Source organism: Pseudomonas sp. R4-15, from assembly GCF_055768815.1.
The window spans coordinates 1,754,871-1,772,934 of sequence record NZ_CM147293.1 but is presented as its reverse complement, the minus strand read 5'-3'; the positions used below and the strand labels follow the sequence as shown (position 1 = coordinate 1,772,934).

General features: G+C 66.0%; 18 protein-coding genes. 6 read left to right on the top strand and 12 right to left on the bottom strand.

Going from position 1 to position 18,064, the window contains the following annotated elements; translation table 11 throughout:
- The first annotated feature begins 13 nt into the window (after window positions 1-13).
- Window positions 14-1,114: a tRNA (uridine(54)-C5)-methyltransferase TrmA gene (gene trmA, locus ACYRGX_RS08380; protein WP_473056111.1), complete on the top strand. Its 1,101-nt coding sequence runs from the start codon at window positions 14-16 to the stop codon at window positions 1,112-1,114.
- A gap of 14 nt (window positions 1,115-1,128) precedes the next feature.
- Here the strand turns inward: trmA and ACYRGX_RS08375 are convergent, their stop codons facing one another.
- The 3 genes from ACYRGX_RS08375 to ACYRGX_RS08365 form a co-directional block, all read right to left on the bottom strand.
- Window positions 1,129-2,445, bottom strand: a complete 1,317-nt coding sequence (locus ACYRGX_RS08375) for a methyl-accepting chemotaxis protein (protein WP_473056110.1) — start codon at window positions 2,443-2,445, stop codon at window positions 1,129-1,131.
- A 386-nt stretch (window positions 2,446-2,831) separates the two neighbouring features.
- Window positions 2,832-3,896, bottom strand: coding sequence for a ferrochelatase (gene hemH / locus ACYRGX_RS08370; protein WP_473056109.1), 1,065 nt, complete (start codon window positions 3,894-3,896; stop codon window positions 2,832-2,834).
- Window positions 3,897-3,898: 2 nt separating this feature from the next.
- Window positions 3,899-4,804, bottom strand: coding sequence for a TIGR01777 family oxidoreductase (locus ACYRGX_RS08365; RefSeq protein ID WP_473056108.1), 906 nt, complete (start codon window positions 4,802-4,804; stop codon window positions 3,899-3,901).
- Window positions 4,805-4,988: 184 nt separating this feature from the next.
- On the opposite strand from ACYRGX_RS08365, the gene ACYRGX_RS08360 reads away from it, so the two are divergent.
- The 4 genes from ACYRGX_RS08360 (at window position 4,989) to phrB (ending at window position 9,366) form a co-directional block, all read left to right on the top strand.
- Window positions 4,989-5,981, top strand: a complete 993-nt coding sequence (locus ACYRGX_RS08360) for an NAD(P)/FAD-dependent oxidoreductase (RefSeq protein ID WP_473056107.1) — start codon at window positions 4,989-4,991, stop codon at window positions 5,979-5,981.
- Window positions 5,982-6,059: 78 nt separating this feature from the next.
- A complete protein-coding gene (locus ACYRGX_RS08355; RefSeq protein ID WP_473056106.1) occupies window positions 6,060-7,019 on the top strand; it encodes a YbgA family protein in 960 nt (319 codons plus the stop codon).
- A gap of 2 nt (window positions 7,020-7,021) precedes the next feature.
- Window positions 7,022-7,951, top strand: a complete 930-nt coding sequence (locus tag ACYRGX_RS08350) for a MerR family transcriptional regulator (RefSeq protein WP_473056105.1) — start codon at window positions 7,022-7,024, stop codon at window positions 7,949-7,951.
- Complete coding sequence (phrB, locus tag ACYRGX_RS08345; RefSeq protein WP_473056104.1) at window positions 7,948-9,366, top strand: deoxyribodipyrimidine photo-lyase; 1,419 nt, start codon at window positions 7,948-7,950, stop codon at window positions 9,364-9,366. Before ACYRGX_RS08350 ends, phrB begins: the two co-directional genes overlap by 4 nt.
- A 383-nt stretch (window positions 9,367-9,749) precedes the next feature.
- On the opposite strand, the gene ACYRGX_RS08340 is transcribed toward phrB, so the two are convergent.
- Genes ACYRGX_RS08340 through ACYRGX_RS08320 form a run of 5 tightly spaced genes read right to left on the bottom strand, consistent with a single transcriptional unit; the run spans window position 9,750 to window position 13,950 of the window.
- On the bottom strand, window positions 9,750-10,829 hold the full coding sequence (locus tag ACYRGX_RS08340) for a threonine aldolase family protein (protein WP_473056103.1): 1,080 nt from the start codon (window positions 10,827-10,829) through the stop codon (window positions 9,750-9,752).
- Between the two features lie 12 nt (window positions 10,830-10,841).
- Window positions 10,842-11,576, bottom strand: a complete 735-nt coding sequence (locus ACYRGX_RS08335; RefSeq protein WP_473056102.1) for an amino acid ABC transporter ATP-binding protein — start codon at window positions 11,574-11,576, stop codon at window positions 10,842-10,844.
- Window positions 11,577-11,597: 21 nt separating this feature from the next.
- Window positions 11,598-12,284 (bottom strand): amino acid ABC transporter permease, encoded by a 687-nt coding sequence (locus ACYRGX_RS08330; RefSeq protein ID WP_473056101.1) that lies wholly within the window; start codon window positions 12,282-12,284, stop codon window positions 11,598-11,600.
- A complete protein-coding gene (locus ACYRGX_RS08325; protein WP_473056100.1) occupies window positions 12,281-13,039 on the bottom strand; it encodes an amino acid ABC transporter permease in 759 nt (252 codons plus the stop codon). The genes ACYRGX_RS08330 and ACYRGX_RS08325 overlap by 4 nt, the downstream gene beginning before the upstream one ends.
- Before the next feature lie 8 nt (window positions 13,040-13,047).
- Window positions 13,048-13,950 carry an amino acid ABC transporter substrate-binding protein gene (locus ACYRGX_RS08320; protein ID WP_473056099.1) on the bottom strand — a complete coding sequence of 301 codons (903 nt, stop codon included), beginning with the start codon at window positions 13,948-13,950 and terminating at the stop codon, window positions 13,048-13,050.
- A gap of 150 nt (window positions 13,951-14,100) precedes the next feature.
- On the opposite strand from ACYRGX_RS08320, the gene ACYRGX_RS08315 reads away from it, so the two are divergent.
- Window positions 14,101-15,027 (top strand): LysR substrate-binding domain-containing protein, encoded by a 927-nt coding sequence (locus tag ACYRGX_RS08315; RefSeq protein ID WP_473056098.1) that lies wholly within the window; start codon window positions 14,101-14,103, stop codon window positions 15,025-15,027.
- 68 nt (window positions 15,028-15,095) lie between these two features.
- Here the strand turns inward: ACYRGX_RS08315 and ACYRGX_RS08310 are convergent, their stop codons facing one another.
- The 4 genes from ACYRGX_RS08310 to prmC form a co-directional block, all read right to left on the bottom strand.
- Complete coding sequence (locus tag ACYRGX_RS08310; protein WP_473056097.1) at window positions 15,096-15,614, bottom strand: acyloxyacyl hydrolase; 519 nt, start codon at window positions 15,612-15,614, stop codon at window positions 15,096-15,098.
- A gap of 77 nt (window positions 15,615-15,691) precedes the next feature.
- Window positions 15,692-16,480: a glutamate racemase gene (gene murI, locus ACYRGX_RS08305; RefSeq protein WP_473056096.1), complete on the bottom strand. Its 789-nt coding sequence runs from the start codon at window positions 16,478-16,480 to the stop codon at window positions 15,692-15,694.
- A complete protein-coding gene (locus tag ACYRGX_RS08300) occupies window positions 16,473-17,231 on the bottom strand; it encodes a molybdopterin-synthase adenylyltransferase MoeB (RefSeq protein ID WP_473056095.1) in 759 nt (252 codons plus the stop codon). The genes murI and ACYRGX_RS08300 overlap by 8 nt, the downstream gene beginning before the upstream one ends.
- 3 nt (window positions 17,232-17,234) lie before the next feature.
- Window positions 17,235-18,062, bottom strand: coding sequence for a peptide chain release factor N(5)-glutamine methyltransferase (gene prmC / locus ACYRGX_RS08295; RefSeq protein ID WP_473056094.1), 828 nt, complete (start codon window positions 18,060-18,062; stop codon window positions 17,235-17,237).
- Window positions 18,063-18,064 lie beyond the last annotated feature (2 nt).

The window sequence follows — 18,064 nt, the reverse complement described above, 5'->3', positions numbered from 1 at the left end:
CACGACGCCGCCGATGACCGCCGAAGACCGTACCGCCGAACACTATGCCGCCCAGCTCGCCGAGAAGCGCCAACGCCTGGTCGAACTGCTCGCGCCGTTCGACGCGCCCGAGCCGGAGGTCTTCGACTCACCGCGCGAGCACTACCGCATGCGCGCCGAATTCCGCCTGTGGCGCGAGAACGAGGAACGCCACTACGCGATGTTCGCGCCCGGCGACAAGCACACGCCGATCCTCATCGAGCAGTTCCCCACCGCCAGCGCGCGCATCAACCAGTTGATGCCACGCCTGAAGGCCGGCTGGCAGGCCAGCAAGGCCCTGTCGTTCAAGCTGTTCCAGGTGGAGTTTCTCACCACCCTGGCCGGTGATGCGCTGGTCACCCTGGCCTACCACCGCCCGCTGGACGCCGCCTGGCAGGCCGACGCCGAAGCGCTGGCCGCCGAGCTGGGAGTGAGCCTGGTGGGCCGTTCGCGCGGCCAGCGCATCGTCATCGGCCGCGACTACGTGGAAGAAGCGATGCAGGTGGGCAGCCGCGAATTCCGCTATCGCCAGCCCGAAGGCGCCTTCACCCAGCCCAACGGGGTGGTCTGCGGGAAGATGCTCAACTGGGCCTGCGAGGTACTCGGCGAGCGCCAGGATGACCTGCTCGAGCTGTATTGCGGCAACGGCAACTTCACCCTGCCGATGGCTACCCGGGTGCGCAAGGTGCTGGCCACCGAGATCAGCAAGACCTCGGTGAACGCCGCGCTGGCCAACCTCGCCGACAACGGCATCGACAACGTCAACCTGGTGCGTCTGTCTGCCGAGGAGCTGACCCAGGCGCTCAACGAGGTACGCCCGTTCCGCCGGCTGGCGGGTATCGACCTGAAGAGCTACGACTTCGGCACGGTGTTCGTCGACCCGCCGCGCGCCGGCATGGACCCCGACACCTGCGAGCTGACCCGGCGCTTCGAGCGCATCCTCTATATCTCCTGCAATCCGGAGACCCTGGCGCAGAACATCGCGCAACTGGCCGATACCCACCGGGTGACCCGCTGCGCGCTGTTCGACCAGTTCCCCTGGACCCATCACATGGAGTCCGGGGTGTTGCTGGAGCGACGCCAGGGCCGTGGATGAAACGGCAACAGGCGCTAGTCGTTCAGCGCCGCCTTGATGTGGCCGATCGCCTCGACCACCCGGCGCGCTCCGAGGCGAATCCCTGAGATCGACTCGCCAGCCTGCTGGGCCAGCTCCACGCCGCGCGCCACCTTGCCCTGACTGCTCTGCATGCTGTTCACCGCCTCCTGCGCCAGCGCATGGTTGCGCTCGACCACCGCGACGATCTCCTGGGTCGCCTGAGCCGTGCGCCTGGCGAGGTTGCGCACCTCGTCGGCGACCACGGCAAAGCCACGCCCCTGCTCGCCGGCACGTGCCGCCTCGATGGCGGCGTTGAGCGCCAGCAGGTTGGTCTGCTCGGCGATCCCACGGATGGTCTGCACGATGCTGCCGATGTGCTCGGACTGCTGGTTAACCGCCGTGATGCCATCGGCGGCGGCGGCGATTTCCTGGGCAATGCTCTGCACCACGGCGATGGTGTCACCGACGATCTGCGAGCCCGCATGGGTGTCCTGGTCGGTCTTGCGGGAGATGTCGTAGGCCAGCGTCGCGGCCTGGGACTCGGCCTCCTGCTGCAGAACTCTCTCGGTGATGTCGGAGGCGAACTTGACCACCTTGTAGAGCGTGCCGCGGCTGTCGAACACCGGGTTGTAGGTGGCACTCAGCCAGAGCACCTCACCTGACTTGCGCACCCGTCGAAAACGCCCGGAGAAGAACTCGCCCCGGTTGAGTTGCTCCCAGAAGACCCGGTAGTCGGCGCTGTTGGCGTAGGCATCGTCGCAGAAAATGCGATGGTGACGACCGCGAATTTCCTCCAGCCGGTAGCCGGTGGTGGACAGGAAATTGGCATTGGCCGAGAGAATCGTGCCGTCCAGGGAGAACTCGATGACCGCCATGGAGCGATCGATGGCGGCGATGATGTTCGCCTGTTTCTGCTCCTGGTGTACCTGCTCGGTGATATCCGTGGCGAGCTTGAGCACGCTGGTCACCTCGCCATTAGCGCCACGCACCGGGTTATAGGAGGCACGCAGCCAGATCTCACGTCCTTGCTTGTCCACACGCCGGAAACGGTCGCGAACGTACTCGCCAGCGGCGAGGCGTTGCCACAGTTGGCGATACTCGGTGCCGTTCGCGTAGTCCGCGTCGCAGAAGAGGCGGTGGTGCTTCCCCACGATCTCGTCGAGCCGATAGCCAACGGTACGCAGAAAGTGCTCGTTGGCGGTGACGATGGTGCCATCGGGCAGGAATTCGATCATCGCGGTGGATTTGTCCACCGCCGCCGCGCGCGCCTGGTAGCGCGCCAATTGTGCCTGGCAGTTGGCCAGAGCGTCCTTCAGGGCCTTGTTGAACATCGTTCGGGCTCCGCTATCGCACCGCCCGCGTTAGCGGCGGACTCAGGGGGTCATCGGCCTGTATCGAACAGACCGCAGGTCGTCCAGCATCCATGTCGGGCGCGTCAATTGGGGAAACGGGTAGAACTGGAAGCGGCTGGCGCCTATATGCGCGCGACAAAGCCACGCCAGGGACCCGGACGGGTCATGGCGGAGAGACAGGCGTTCAGGAATGCATGATCTGTCGACCTTCCAGGCGCAGCCTCGGGAGCTCGGCCGGGCTAAGGCGCCCAGCCACTTCAAGACGATGGGCAAGGGTCGTGAAAGCTGCAACGGTGACCTGCCCTGAGCAGGGCACGACTCGCCGAAAAAATATCATATGGCCACCATCCGGCACGATGGCCGCGTCATACCCGGGGAATCTCGCCGACGACCGGCGACTTCACCACCTCGTCCCGAGTGGGCTCGCACAGCGCCACTAGCGCCCGAGCCCAGGCGGGATGATCGTTGAGGCACGGCACCAGTTGCAGGGACTCCCCGCCGGCCTCGACGAATTGTTCCTGGCCCCGCATGCCAATCTCTTCGAGGGTCTCGATGCAGTCGGCGACGAACGCCGGGCACATCACCAAAAGCTTCTTCACCCCACTCGCCGCCAGTTCGTCCAGACGCGCCTCGGTATAGGGCTCGATCCATTTGTCCCGGCCCAGGCGCGATTGGAAGGACACCGACCATTGCCCGGGCGCCAGACCGGCGCGCTCGGCGAACAGCTCGGCGGTACGCAGGCACTGGCTGCGGTAGCAGCGCTCGAGCACTTCGGGCGAGACGCCGCGACTGTCCGCCGCGCGCAGGTCGTGCCGGGGATCGAGGTGTTTCACCAGCTTGCGAATGTGCCGTTCCGGCAAGCCATGGAAACTCAGCAGCAGGTGGTCGAAATCCTGCGCCAGATAAGGCCGGGTAGCGTCCACCAACGCCTGCTGGTAAAGCTCCTGGTCGTAGAAAGGCGCCAGGCTACTGCACTCGAGGTCCAGCCCATGGCTGGCGATCACCCGCTGCGCCTCGACCAGTACCGTGGTCGTCGTACTGTCGGCGAACTGCGGATAGAGCGGCGCCAATGTCACCCGGCGCACGCCGCGCTTGGCCAGCTTCTGCAGTGCGGACTCGATGGAAGGTTCACCGTAGCGCATCGCCAGCTCCACCGGACCGTGCGTCCACAGGGGGCGCACGGCCTCGGTCAGGCGGCGGCTGATGACGATCAGCGGCGACCCCTCCGGCCACCAGATCGAGGCGTAGGCGTGCGCCGACTGCGCCGGGCGGCGCAGCAGGATCAGCGACACCAACAGGCGACGCAGCGGCCAGGGCAGGTCCACCACGTACGGGTCCATGAGGAACTGGTTGAGGTAACGGCGCACGTCATCGACTTCAGTGGAAGCCGGCGAGCCCAGGTTGATCAGCAGCAACGCGTGTTCGTTCATCGTCATCCTTCGTCCCCGGCCAGATCGGCCAGGGCGGTTTGCAGATCCGTGTAGTGAAATTCGTAACCTGCGGCCTGCGCACGCTGCGGCAGCGCGCGCTGACCGCCGAGCAGCAGCCCGGCCATTTCTCCCAGCCCCATTCGCAGTACCAAAGCCGGCAAAGGCAGGCGTGCCGGGCGCCCTAGCGAAGCGCCGAAGGCACGGGCGAAGTCGCGATTACGCTGCGGTTGTGGTGCGCACAGATTATAAGGACCTCGGGCGTCCCCCTGCCTGACAAGAAAATCGATCAGGCCGATATGGTCTTGCCAATGAATCCATGGCATCCACTGCCGCCCGTTACCAATCGGCCCACCCAGGCCCAGGCGGAACGGCAGACGCAAGCGCCCGAGAAAACCACCGCGGGCACTCAACACCAGGCCGGTCCGCAGCAGGACCACCCGGCAACCGATGCGCTCGGCGGCCAGCGCCGCAGCTTCCCAGTCGCGGCACAGCTGTGCAGCGAAGTCGTTACCTGCCGGCGTGGCCTCGTCCACCGGTGCCTCTCCCGTGTCCCCGTAGTACCCCACCGCGGAGCCGGACAGCAGCAGCGGCGCGGGCCCGCCTCGCTCGGCGAGCCAGGCGACCAAGTGCTCGGTCAAGGCGATGCGGCTGTCGCGCAGCACGCGGCGCCGCCGCGCAGTCCACGGACGCTCGGCGATCGGCGCCCCCGCCAGGTTCACCACGCAATCCAGCCCGTACTGGGCCGGATAGTCCTGCAGCCGCGCGATGCCTTGCACGCCATCGCCACACAGGGCGGGGACTTTCTCCGGCTCGCGGCTCCAGACCACCAGGCGATGACCCTCGGCCAGCCAGCGCCCGCACAGCGCGCGACCGATCAGGCCAGTGCCACCACTGATCAGAACATCCATAGCAACTCCTGTTCATACGCAGCAGAGCTAGCGAACCTGAAGAAGATATTCCCAGGCGTCTCGTTATACATTACAGCCAGATTGTACAAGAGTTAAGGCCCGGCGTAGCCTACCACCTCACTGGCTGGAAACGTTCCGGGCGACCCACGGGACGAGACGCACAACCCAAGAACAGAGGTGCTCCATGAGCAATCCCATCGCCATCATCGGGGCCGGCATGGCCGGCCTGTCTGCGGCCGACGCCTTGCAACGCGCCGGGCGCCAGGTACTGCTCTTCGACAAGAGTCGCGGTAGCGGCGGACGTATGGCCAGCCGGCGACACGAGGAACTCGGCACTCTGGACCTGGGTGCCCAGTACTTCACCGCCCGCGACCGCCGCTTCGCTGAGGCAGTCGCCCACTGGCAGCGTCAGGGCTGGGTGGAGGACTGGTCACCACGCTTGTTCCAATGGCGCGACAACCAACTCGGCCCCTCGCCGGACGAGCAGGTCCGCTGGATCGGCGTGCCGCGCATGAGCGCGCTGAGCCGTGGACTGCTCGGCGACATGCCGGCCAACCTGCGTACTCGGGTCACGCGGGTCAGCCGTGGCGAGCGGGGCTGGCAGCTCGATGATGCCGACGGCCAGCGCCACGGCCCGTTCTCACAGGTTCTGGTGGCGACCCCCTCCCCCCAGGCCGTCACCCTGCTCGAGGCGGCGCCGACCCTCGCCGGGGTCGCCGCCGGCGTAACCATGGAGCCCACCTGGGCAGTCGCCCTGCAATTCGCCACACCCTTGCAGACCGCCCTGGAGGCCTGCTTCGTGCAGCAGGGCGCCCTCGACTGGATCGTCCGCCAGAGCAGCAAGCCCGGGCGCGCCGCCAGGCCGGATACCTGGATTCTCCACGCCACCAGCGAGTGGACCCGGGCGCATCTGGAATGCACGGGCGAGTCGGTGAGCGAACACCTGCGAGGTGCCCTCGGCGAAACCCTCGGCTGCCCGGTACCCGCCGCGCAGGCCAGCCTGGCCCATCGCTGGCTTTACGCGCGGCCCAGCGAAGCCCACGAGATCGGCTGCCTGGGCGACCCGGGCATCGGTCTCTACGCCTGCGGCGACTGGTGCCTTTCGGGACGCGTTGAGGGCGCCTGGCTAAGTGGCCAGGAGGCTGCGCGGCGAATCATCGCGGCCGGCGCCCAATAACTGTACAAGAAAACCATCTCGTACAACTTTTGAGGTATCATCGGCTCGACCGTATCGATCGCCACCAAGGTGACCGCCATGCAGCTCCCTCTGGAATGCCGTCCTCGTCTGGGCATCAGCGCCTGTCTCCTGGGCCAGCCGGTCCGCTTCAATGGCGGACACAAGGAATCACGCCTGTGCAGCGAGCAACTGGCGCGACATATCGACTTCGTACCGCTGTGCCCTGAGCAGGCGATTGGCCTGGGGACACCCCGTCCTTCACTGCGTTTGGTCGGCGACCCCGCGGCCCCGCGTGCGTTGATCGCCAGCAGCGCCACTGATGTGAGTTCGCAACTGCGCACCCAAGGCAGGCTCGCCGCCAGCGAGCAGGAGGAGCTGGACGGCTTCGTGTTCATGCAGAAATCACCGTCCTGCGGGCTCTTCCGGGTCAAGGTCTACGGCGCCGAGGGGCATCCGCCGGAGCCCCGCGGGCGTGGCCTGTTCGCCGAGGCCTTCTGCGCCGAGCGCCCGGAGCTGCCCGTGGAGGAAGCCGGGCGGCTCAACGACCCGGTGCTGCTCGACAACTTCCTGGTGCGCGTTTACGTCCACGCGCAGTTCCGCCAACTGCTCGCCGACTCACCCGGCGTGGCTGCACTCACCGACTTTCACGCCCGTCACAAGTACCTGATCCTGGCCCACGAGCCCCTTGCGGTGCCCCGTCTCGGACGCCTGCTGGCGGAGCACCGCGGGCGCGAGCTGCTGGCGCTGGCGCGCGATTACCTGGGACAACTGATGGTGGCGCTGGCGCGTCCCGCCAGCCGCGGCAGCCACTGCAATGCCCTGCAGCACATGGCCGGACACATCAGCGCGGAGCTGCAGGCCAGCGACCGCCAGGAGCTGAGCGAACTGATCCAGCGCTACCGGCGCGGCGAGTTACCGCTGGTGGTGCCGCTGACGCTGCTGCGCCATCACCTTCGCCATCACCCCGAACCCTACCTGGCACGACAGGCCTACCTGCTGCCGCACCCCGAAGACCTTTGCCTGCGTAACGCGATCTAGACATGCACGACCAAGCCGCCTCAGCGCTTCACCTCGACCTCGATACCGACAATGGCGATGCCCTGTTGCCGATTCGCGAAATCGCCCGCCGCACCGGCGTCAACCCGGTCACCCTGCGCGCCTGGGAGCGCCGCTACGGGCTGATCAAGCCGCAGCGCACCGCCAAGGGCCACCGGCTCTACTCCGAGGAACAGCTCGAGCGCATCCAGGCCATCCTCGCCTGGCTGGCCCGAGGTGTGGCGGTGAGCCAGGTGCGTCGACTGCTCGACGAACCCAATGCCGCGCCCAGCGAAGCCCACGACGAGGGCGAGAGCGACTGGCAACAGGCGCGTCAGAGCCTGGCCCAGGCGGTAGCCGATCTCGCCGAACGCCGCCTGGACGACACCTTCAACCGCCTGGTCGCCATCTATCCGCCGCGCACCCTCTGCGAACGGCTGTTATTGCCGTTGCTGGCCGAATTGCGCCTGCGCTGGCAAGGGCGCTTCGGCGCGGAGATGGAGCGCGCCTTCCTCTACTCCTGGTTGCGCAGCAAGCTCGGCGCACGGCTCTACCACAGTAACCGCCAGCAGAGTGGCGCACCTCTGCTACTGGTCAACCTCGGCGAGCCGTTGCAACCGGAGACCTGGCTGCTGGCCTGGACCCTGGCGAGCAATGACCTGCCCCTGGAGGTCTTCGACTGGGGACCACCGATGGCGGAACTGAGCTTGGCGCTCGAGCATCTGGCGCCCCGCGCACTGCTGCTCAGCGCGCCACACAAGCTCGCCGCCGAGCAGCGCCGCGGACTACCCAGGCTTCTCGAACAGAGCCAGATTCCCGTGCTGCTGTGCGGCGCGGCGGCGAGCATCCACGCGGATGAGCTCACGGCCCTGGAGAAGCTGACCCTGGTGCCCGAAGCCCTCGACGTCACCCGTCAACTGCGGGCACTGCCATGAGCCGTCATCAACTGCTGTGGCTGCGCGACGACTTGCGCAGTCTCGACAACAGCGCGCTGAATGCCGCCCTGCAGGCAGGCCCCACCCTGGCGCTGTACGTCATCACGCCCAAGCAATGGCAGGCCCACGACGAATCCGCCGCCAAGGTCGACCTGCGCCTGCGAGGCCTGGCCGCGCTGCAACCACACCTGAACGCACTCAACATTCCGCTGCTGGTACGCGAGTGCGCAGACTGGCAGTCCCTGCCGGCGCTGCTGCAGCGGCTGTGCGAGGAGCACGCCATTGCCGCCGTGCACGTCAACGCGGAGTACGGCGTCAACGAGCAGCGCCGCGACGAGGCCTGCGCCGAACGCCTGCGCGAGAACGGCCTTGGCTGGCACAGCCACCTGGACGGTGTCCTGCTGGCCCCCGGCAGCGTACTGACGCGCCAGGACGGCTTCTTCAAGGTCTTCGGCCAGTTCCGGCGTGCCTGCCTGGCGCGCTTGGCTCCCGCCTTGCCCCAGCCGCTGGCGGCGCCGCGCAAGCAGGACACACTGGCGATCGCCAGCGACCCGCTGCCGAGCACGGTGGAGGGCTTCGAGACGCCGCCCCACGCGCTGCGCGAACTCTGGCCGGCCGGCGAAGACGCGGCGCTGCAACGCCTGCAACGTTTCGCCGACGAGCGCATCCTCGACTACCACGACCGCCGCGACCTGCCGGCGCAGCCCGGCACCAGCGAGCTGTCGCCTTACCTGACGCTGGGCATGGTTTCCATACGCCAGTGCCTGCAGGCGGCGCTGCGGGAAAACCAGGGCGAACTGAGCGGCAATCGCCCGGGCCCCTCGACCTGGATCGACGAATTCCTCTGGCGCGAGTTCTACCGGCACATCCTGGTGGGTTTCCCCCAGGTCAGCATGCATCGCCCGTTCCGTCCGCAGACCGAGCGCCTGCCCTGGCGTGATGCCCCCGCCGAACTCGAAGCCTGGCAACGAGGGCGCACCGGCTTCCCGCTGATCGACGCGGCGATGCGCCAATTGCACGCCCAGGGCTGGATGCACAACCGTCTGCGCATGCTGGTGGCGATGTTCCTCAGCAAGCACCTGTTGATCGACTGGCGTGAAGGCGAGCGCTACTTCATGCGTCATCTGATCGACGGCGACCTCGCCGCGAACAATGGCGGCTGGCAGTGGAGTGCATCGACCGGTACCGACTCGGTGCCCTACTTCCGCCTGTTCAATCCGATCACCCAGTCGCGCCGCTTCGACCCCGAGGGCCGCTTCATTCGCCAGTGGCTGCCGGAATTGGCGCATCTGGACGACCGTGCCATCCACATGCCGCCCCGCGACCTGTTCGGCAATGCCGACTACCCGCCGCCGATCATCGATCTGGACCAGGCTCGGCATCGGGCACTCTCGGTATTTCGCGACCTGACCTAGGGCCTGTTCCCGTTTCATTCGCGAACCGCGGATGGCCGCCCCGCGTTCTCGCCAGAAATGGCCTGCGGTTAGGCGCAGGACGCAGCCAATGGCCACTCCCTTGGCAAGTCCTGCAACGACAGCGCAGGTCATTTCTGGCACAACCCGCAGGGCCGGTGCCTGTTTTGCCGCGATACGGCGTTGCTCGTCTTGGACTTACCCCGGTAAGCCCTGCGACTCGCGCGATCTCCAGGGATGGAGTGAATGCCGCAAGCCCGTCGGGAACGGGCGCGGCCTTGTCTCGCGGCAAAACAGGCGCCGGCGCGGCCGTGAATGAAACGGGAACAGGCCCTAGGGCTGCGCCGTGCGCGCTAGGGGTATCGCCGCACCGAGAGATGCCTTGCTCAAAGGCCGGACTCGAGCGCTTGATGCGCCTGCCGGAAACACACCATCGCCCGCGTCAGGTCGTCATCGGTGATGTGCCGATGGGTCACGCAACGCAGCTTGCCGCGCCCCCACGGCCTGACGCGCAGACCGACGGCGTCCAGCCGGCCAACCCAGGTGGCGCTATCGTGCCCCGTAGCGGATACGTCGACCTGTACGATATTGGTGTCCGGTTTCGAAGCCAGCAGGGGCAGCCCCAGGCCGTTGATGGCTTCGCTCAATGCACGCGCCCTGCGGTGATCCTCGGCCAGGCGCTCCACCATGTGCTGCACCGCATACAAACCCGCGGCCGCCACCACGCCGGCCTGGCGCTGGGTACCGCCAAGCATCCGGCGCAGACGGCGCGCCTGCTCCAGCGTGCTGGAGTCCCCCGCCAGTATCGCGCCGACCGGTGCGCTGAGGCCTTTCGACAGGCATACCGAAACCGTGTCGACGCCCTCGACCAGCTTACGGACCGGCACCCCCAACGCGACCGCGGCGTTGAACAGCCGCGCGCCGTCGAGGTGCATACGTATGCCGCTCGCTGCGCTGCGCTGGCGGATTTCGTCCATGTATTGCAGGGACGGGACGGCGCCGCCGGCGTTGTTGTGAGAGGTCTCGAGGCAGACCAGGGTCGTGTCCGGCTTGTGCTTGCCGCCGCGGATCGCTTCGTCGAAGGCATCCAGGTCCATCATCCCGCGCTCGCCACTGACGGCCTGGTAGAAGGTGCCGGTGAAGGTCGCGGACCCACGCTCCGAGGTGTACATGTGCGCGTTAGCCTCGACGACCACCTGCTGGTTGCGTTGAGCCTGACTCAGCACCGCCAGCAGATTCGCCATGGTGCAACTGGGCACGAACAACCCTGCGTCCTTGCCGAGCATCCCCGCAACCGTCTCCTCCAGAGCGCGCACCGACGGATCGAAATCGAGCCCATCGTCACCCAGTGGGGCAGCACGCATGCAGTCGTACATTTCCGCCGTCGGCCGGGTGACCGTGTCGCTGCGCAGGTCGACCGGCAAAAGGGTATCCGTCCGACCGAGGTCGGAAGCCATAGAAGACATGATCAGGCCTCGTCAGTGCGAGAGAATTTTGGAGAGGAAGTGACGCGTCCGTTCGTGACGTGCCTGGACGTCACCGAAGAACTCGGCACGGGTGCAGTCCTCGATGATGCTGCCGGCATCCATGAAGATGACGCGGTCGGCAACACGCCGCGCAAAGCCCATCTCGTGCGTGACCACCATCATGGTCATCCCTTCGCCGGCCAGATCGGTCATCACGTCGAGTACTTCGTTGACCATTTCCGGGTCCAGCGCCGAGGTGGGCTCGTCGAACAGCATGACCTCAGGGTCCATCGACAACGCCCGGGCGATCGCGACCCGCTGCTGTTGACCCCCGGAAAGCGCGGCCGGGTATTTGCTCTTGTGGGCAAGCAGACCGACCCGATCGAGCATGCGCTCCGCTTTCTCCTGGGCCTGTTCCTGGGACCGACCGAGCACCTTCTGTTGACCGAGACAGAGATTCTCGCTGACCGACAGGTGCGGAAAGAGCTCGAAGTGCTGGAACACCATGCCGGCCTTGGCACGCAAGGCCGGGAGATTGGTCTTCGGGTCCCGCAGCGAAACCCCGTTGACGATGATCTCGCCTTCCTCGAACGGCTCCAGACCATTGACGGTCTTGATCAGCGTCGACTTGCCGGAGCCCGACGGCCCGCAGACGACCACCACCTCGCCGGTATTGACCTGCGTGCTGCAATCGCTCAGTACCTGGAAGTCGCCGTACCACTTGCTGACGTTCTTGAATTCAATCATCGGTAGATTTCCGGTTGGGCCTCAACGCGCGACCAGCGTGCGTTTTTCCAGGAGCCTGACAAGGCGTGAGGCGCTGAAGCAGATGATCAGGTAGACCAGTGCAATGAACAGGTAGAACTCCACGAGTCGACCGTCGCGCTGTCCGATCTTGGAGGCCGCGCCGAGGAAGTCCGTCAGCGACAGGACGTAGACCAGCGAGGTGTCCTGGAACAGGATGATCAAGCGCGTCAGCAGCGAAGGCAGCATGTTGCGGAAGGCCTGGGGCAGGATGATGCTTTGCATCGTCTGCCGGTGCGTCAGGCCGATCGCCAGCCCGGCCGACATCTGCCCACGAGCGACCGAGCCAATGCCGGCACGCATGATCTCGCAGAAGTAGGCCGCCTCGAACAGGGTGAACGTGATGATCGCGGACTTGTAGGCACCGATGCTCAGCGGACGGGACGCACCCGTCAGCCAGGCCCCCACGTAGGGCATCAAAAAATAAAACCAGAAGATCACCAGCAGCAGCGGCACCGAGCGCATGGTGTTGACGTATATCCCGGCCGGCACCGACAGCAGCGGGAAGCGGGACAGGCGCATCATGGCCAGCAAGGTGCCGAGCACCAGCCCCATCACTCCCGCAGCGGCGGTCAACGTCAGCGTGAAGGTCATGCCGGTGCCGAACAGATACGGCAGCGCCTGGATGATGGCCTGGTAGTCGAAGGTCATACCATGTCCCCCCGAACTCGCCGTTGGCTACCGACGCCAGGCAGGGCGACCCGCCGCTCCAGCCAGCGCATGCCGAGCACCACGCAACCGTTGATGACCAGGTAACCGGCGGTCGCGGCGGAAAACGCCTCGAAGATGTGAAAACTGAACTCCTGCATGGCCCGGGCTTGCCCGGTCAACTCCAGCAGGCCGATGGTCAGGGCCACCGAGGAGTACTTGATGGTGCCCATGAATTCCGAGGTCAGCGGCGGGATGACGATCCGGTAGGCCTGGGGCAGGATGACGTAGCGGTAGACCTGCGCGGTGGTCAGGCCAATCGCGGTACCCGCCTGGCGCTGGCCACGGGGTAACGCCTGGATGCCGGCGCGCAGGGTTTCGGCGACCCGCGAGGTCCCATAGAAGCTCAGGCACAGCAGGGCGGGGACGAACTGGCCCCAGGGCTGGGCCATCTGCTTCATCGCGTTGCCCCAATCCCGTGGCAGCAGTTCCGGCAGCACGAAGTACCAAAGGAACATCTGCACCAGTAGCGGGATATTGCGGAAGATCTCGACGTAGCAGGTGCCGACCAGATTCAGCGCCTTGGACGGCACCGTACGCAAGATCGCCAGCCCGGTCCCCATCAACAGCGACAGGACCCAAGCGGACAACGACAGCGCCAGGGTCCAGCCAACGCCTACCAGCAGGTTCTGCAGGTAGGAATTCACGCCGTCCGTGGAAAGCTCGAGAAAGACATCCCAGCGCCAATCGTAGTTCATCGCGTGGATTACTCGTAGTCGGCCGGATCAGGCGAATCGGTCGGATTGGCCAGCGCCCGCTTGAGTGCATCGCTCATGGGATACTTGAGGTTGATGTTGCGCGGCGGAATCGGCGAGTTGAAGTACTTGTCGTACAGCTTGGCCACGGTGCCATCGGCGATCAGCTCGGTCACCGCGGTGTCGACGACCTTCTTGAAGGCCGGATCGTCCTTGGGCTCGACGATGCCGTAGGGCGCCAGCTCCAGCCCCTTGGTGCCGACGATGAACTCATCCGGGTTCTTCGCCGAAGCCACGGCGCCGTAGGCCAGCCCGTCATCGTTCGCCGAACCGGCCGCGCGGCCGCTGGCCACCATCAAAAAGGTCTCACCGGTGTCCTTGGTCGGAGCCATGGTGATGCCATAGTCGTTTTCGGCATTGAGGCGCGAAATCAGCTTGAAGGTCTGGCCACCTGCCTGGGCGGCGATGGTCTTGTCCCTGAAGGAGGACAGGTCGTTGACATCAACGCCGCCGTCCTTGCGAGCCATCAGCACGACCTGCGCAACGAAGGTGGTGGGTGCGAAGGCCACCAGCTTGTGGCGATCCGCCTTGTTGGTGGTATTGCCGCACTCCAGGTCGATGGTGCCGTTGGCGATCAGCGGGATGCGCGTGGCCGAGGTCGTCGGGTTGTAGCGAACGTCCAGCGAGTCGAGGGCCAGCGCCTTCTTGACCTTTTCGGCGACCGCCTCGCAGATCTCCACGGTATAGCCGATGGGCTTCTGCTGGTCGTCCAGATAGGCGAAGGGCACCGAGGACTCCGGGTGCCCGAGGACGATGGTGCCGGTCTCCTTGATCTTGTCGATGCGGCCTTCGGCGGCGGCATTAATGCTCAGAGCGAGTGCTGCGGATGCCGCAATGACGGACACAACTTTCATTTCCTTCCTCCGGCCGAGCGCTCGGCCACTGAAACGGGCAATGGATGCAGAGACTGACGACCGAAAGATGGCTCGGTAGTGGCGCCGAGTATCCGACATGGTTAGGGTAATGCCCAATTCCTATTGATCATTGCTGGATTCAGAACTGATATGGAAACCATCGACCGAATGAAGCTTCGGCAGATCGAAGCATTCCGCGCCGTCATGCTGAGCGGATCGATGACCACGGCCGCGCGCCAACTGCACACCTCGCAACCACAGATCAGCCGACTGATTTCGCAGTTGGAGGCCCTCACCCAGTTTCCGCTGTTCGTTCGCAATGGCAGCCGGCTCAGCCCCACCCTGGATGGCGAGCGGTTCTACGAGGACGTGGAGAAAACCTTCGCGGGGATTGCCAGCCTGGAATCGGCCGCGGCCGTGATCCGATCCTTCGGGCGCGATCGCTTGACCGTCGCTGCGATGCCCCGGCTGGCCGGTGGGCTTCTGGCGCGCGCTGTGGCCCACTTCAAGTTGGAGTACCCGGACGTCACGGTCTCGATCCAGTCCGGCAATGAAGCCACGGTCAACGAGTGGATCCGTTCGGGCCTGTGCAGTACCGGGCTGGCCATGCTCTATGGCCACACACCGGATCTACGGGTCGAGCCGGTCATCACCACCAACTGCGTGGCGGTGTTCCCACGCGGTCATCGCTTTGCCGCACTGGAGCGCATCGAGCCGCAGGACTTCATGAATGAGCCGTACATCGCGTTTCCCCTAGGCAGCCCGATGCGCGCGCGTACCGACCGGATCTTCGATGAAGCGGGCGTGCACCGCACCATCGTCGCCGAAGCGAGCCTGGGGTCGTCGATCTGCGCGCTGGTGGGGGCCGGCATGGGCGTTGGCCTGATCAACCCGCTGGCGGCGCGGGAAGAGGCAACGCTGAACGAGATCGACTCACGCCCGTTCAGCGGCAGCCTGCCGGTGGTCATCGGGCTGCTTTTTCCGACGCACCAGGCCCGTTCGCGGGTTGTGTCGCGCTTCGTCGAGTGCGCAAGACACGTCATGCTCGACGAGTTGTCTTCACTCTGCGAATCGTGAGTCGACAGCCCCTCTGAAAACGCGAAGGCCGAGCACTGGGCTCGGCCTTCGCAGGGGCAACGCTCGAATCAGAAGTTCATCCGGTAATACAGGCTGTAGGCCTCGACACCGTCGTTCGGCTGGCTGATGCCGGCGTTGGAGTAGTGGATCGCACGGATACCGACGTCATGACCACCGGCGAAGCGCAGACCCGCACCGATGCGGTCTTCGAACTGGAACGAGGAGCCCAGATCGTTACTCTCGAGGTGGGTCTTGGAGAAGGCGGCAACACCGATGCCCGCTTCGAAGTAGGGCTTCACCGAATCCCCGGCGAATTCGTAGACGAATACCGGAGCGAAGGAAACACTGTGATTGCTGGAGGTATCGTCACCCTCCCAATAGGTGTAACCCGCATCCCAGTAGCCAGTCAGGCGTCCAGTGGCGCTTTCCCACCAGCTGCGATCGAAATCGAATTGCGCGCCAAGGCGATAGACCATCGTCGAATCGCCAGTCTGGCCTACCGAAAAGGTCAGCCCGGCAGCGTCGGCCATCACACCGTATCCCATTGCCAAGGCGGCTACAGCAACCAGGGAAGAGAGCTTCTTCATCAGGCATATCCTTATTTTTGACAGAATTTCTACACGGCTTGGAGTATAGCCGCCGCTCATCAGAATCTGGCAACCCGCTAGAGTTCCGGTAATGGCGAAACTTCCCCGGGGGCGTTCCACAGTACAGGCAGCAGAGCGGCCAGCGCCCTGGGCTCGCCACTGCTGTAAAAGCGCGCCGAGCCGGGGCCCGCGGCCAGCAGATCCGCCTCGGCAAGCAGGCGCTGCAGTTGCCGGGCAACCGCTTCACCGGTATCCACCAGACGCACGCCAGGCAGCAGTTCGCTCAGCAGTGGGCGCAGGAACGGATAGTGGGTGCAGCCGAGGATCACCGTGTCGCACCCCGCCGCACGCAAGGGCGCCAGGTAGCCATCGAGCAGTGCACGCACCCGCGGCCCCCGCAGATCGCCGCGCTCGACGCACTCCATCAAGCCTGGACAGGGCTGGGTGACGACCTTCACGTCGTGGCTGAAACGGTCGAGCAGGGCGGCGAACTTGGCGCTGGCCAGGGTGCCGCTGGTGGCCAGGACACCAATCACACCGTTTCGGGTCGCCGCCACCGCCGGCTTCACCGCCGGCTCCATGCCGACGATGGGTAGCCCCGAGTGGCGCTCGCGCAACTCGGCTACCGCCGCCACGGTGGCCGTGTTACAGGCCAGCACCAGCGCCTTGGCGCCCTGGGCGAGCAGGAAATCGGCGATCGAGCGACTGCGCGCGCGAATGTAGTCCTGACTCTTTTCCCCGTAGGGCACGTGGGCGCTGTCGGCGACGTAGAGCAGCTTTTCGTCCGGCAGACGCGCCTGGATCTCGCGCAGCACCGAGAGCCCGCCGACGCCGGAGTCGAAGACACCGACCGGCGCGTTATTCATCGCGTGCACCACACACGCTGCACGCTGGATCGCGGCGCACGCGCAATTCGCGGAAGCGCGTGCTGAGCGCATCCACCAGCAACAGCCTTCCGACCAGCGGTTCGCCGAAGCCGGCGAGCAGCTTGAGCGCCTCGAGGGCCTGCAAGCTGCCGACCAACCCCACCAGCGGACCGAGTACGCCAGCCTCGCTGCAGGTCAGTTCGCTGTCCGAACCATGCCCGTAAAGGCAGTGGTAGCAGGGGCTCTCGCTGCGCCGCGGATCGAACACCGAGAGCTGTCCTTCAGCGCGGATCGCCGCACCCGAGACCAGCGGCACCCGGGCAGCGACACACGCAGCGTTGACCGCCTCGCGGGTGGCGAAGTTGTCCGAGCAATCGAGCACCAGGTCGACCGTCGCCACTGCCGCGCCAAGGCTGTCGCCATCCAGCGCCTCGCGCAGCGGGACCAGGCGGACCCGGGGATTGAGTGCGCCCAGTCGCGCCAGTGCAGAGTCGACCTTGCGCTGCCCCACAGTGCTGCTGTCGTGCAGGACCTGGCGTTGCAGATTGCTTGAATCCACCCGGTCGAAATCCGCTAGGTGCAGCTCCCCAATGCCGGCTGCGGCCAGGTACAGCGCCACCGGCGAGCCGAGGCCGCCCAGACCGACGATCAAGACCCGCGCCTGCTTCAGGCGCAACTGCCCGTCGATATCGATCTGCGCAAGCAGTATCTGGCGGGCGTAACGCAACAGTTCTTCGTCGTCGAGGGACATCCTCTACCTCCAGCAACCGAGACTGATGCGCTCGTGGCCCGCTAGGTCGCGGCGGCTGTGTGCCTGTTCGAAACCGGCATGGGACAACAGCTCGCGTACCGCCGCCGCCTGGTCGAAGCCATGTTCCAGCGCCAGCCAGCCCCCCGCCAGCAGGTGCGCAGGCGCGGCGGCGACGATCGCCCGGATGTCGTCCAGGCCGTCCGCTCCCGCTACCAGGGCGCTGGACGGCTCGAAGCGCACGTCGCCTTCGGCAAGGTGACGATCGCCCGCGGCGATATAGGGCGGATTGCCGACGATCAGAGAGAAACGCCGCCCGCCCAGCGCCGAGAACCACTCGCTGAGCACGAACGCCGCATTCTTCACCCCCAGACGTTGGGCGTTGCGTTGGGCGAGTTCGACCGCCGCGGGCACCCGGTCGACACCGAGTACCTGCCAGTCCGCGCGCTCGCTGGCCAAGGCCAGGGCGATAGCGCCCGTCCCGGTGCCCAGGTCGAGGACCTCATGGGGTTGCGTGTCGAGCAGCTGCAAGGCGGTTTCCACCAGCAGCTCGGTATCCGGACGCGGAATCAGCGTATCCGCCGAGACCTCCAGCTCCAGGCTCCAGAAACCCTGGCGCCCCAACAGGTAGGCCACCGGCTCGCCGGCGCGGCGGCGCTCCAGCAGCGCGGCAAAATGCGCCTGCTGCACGGCATCCGCCTCGCGCTCGGGCCAGGTGCGCAGGTAGCTGCGCGGCTTGCCCAGCACCTCGGCGAGCAGCAGCTCGGCGTCCAGCCGTGGGCTTGGCGAGTCGGGCAGCTCGGCGGCGGCGAGCAGGGAGGCGAGACTGGTCATGG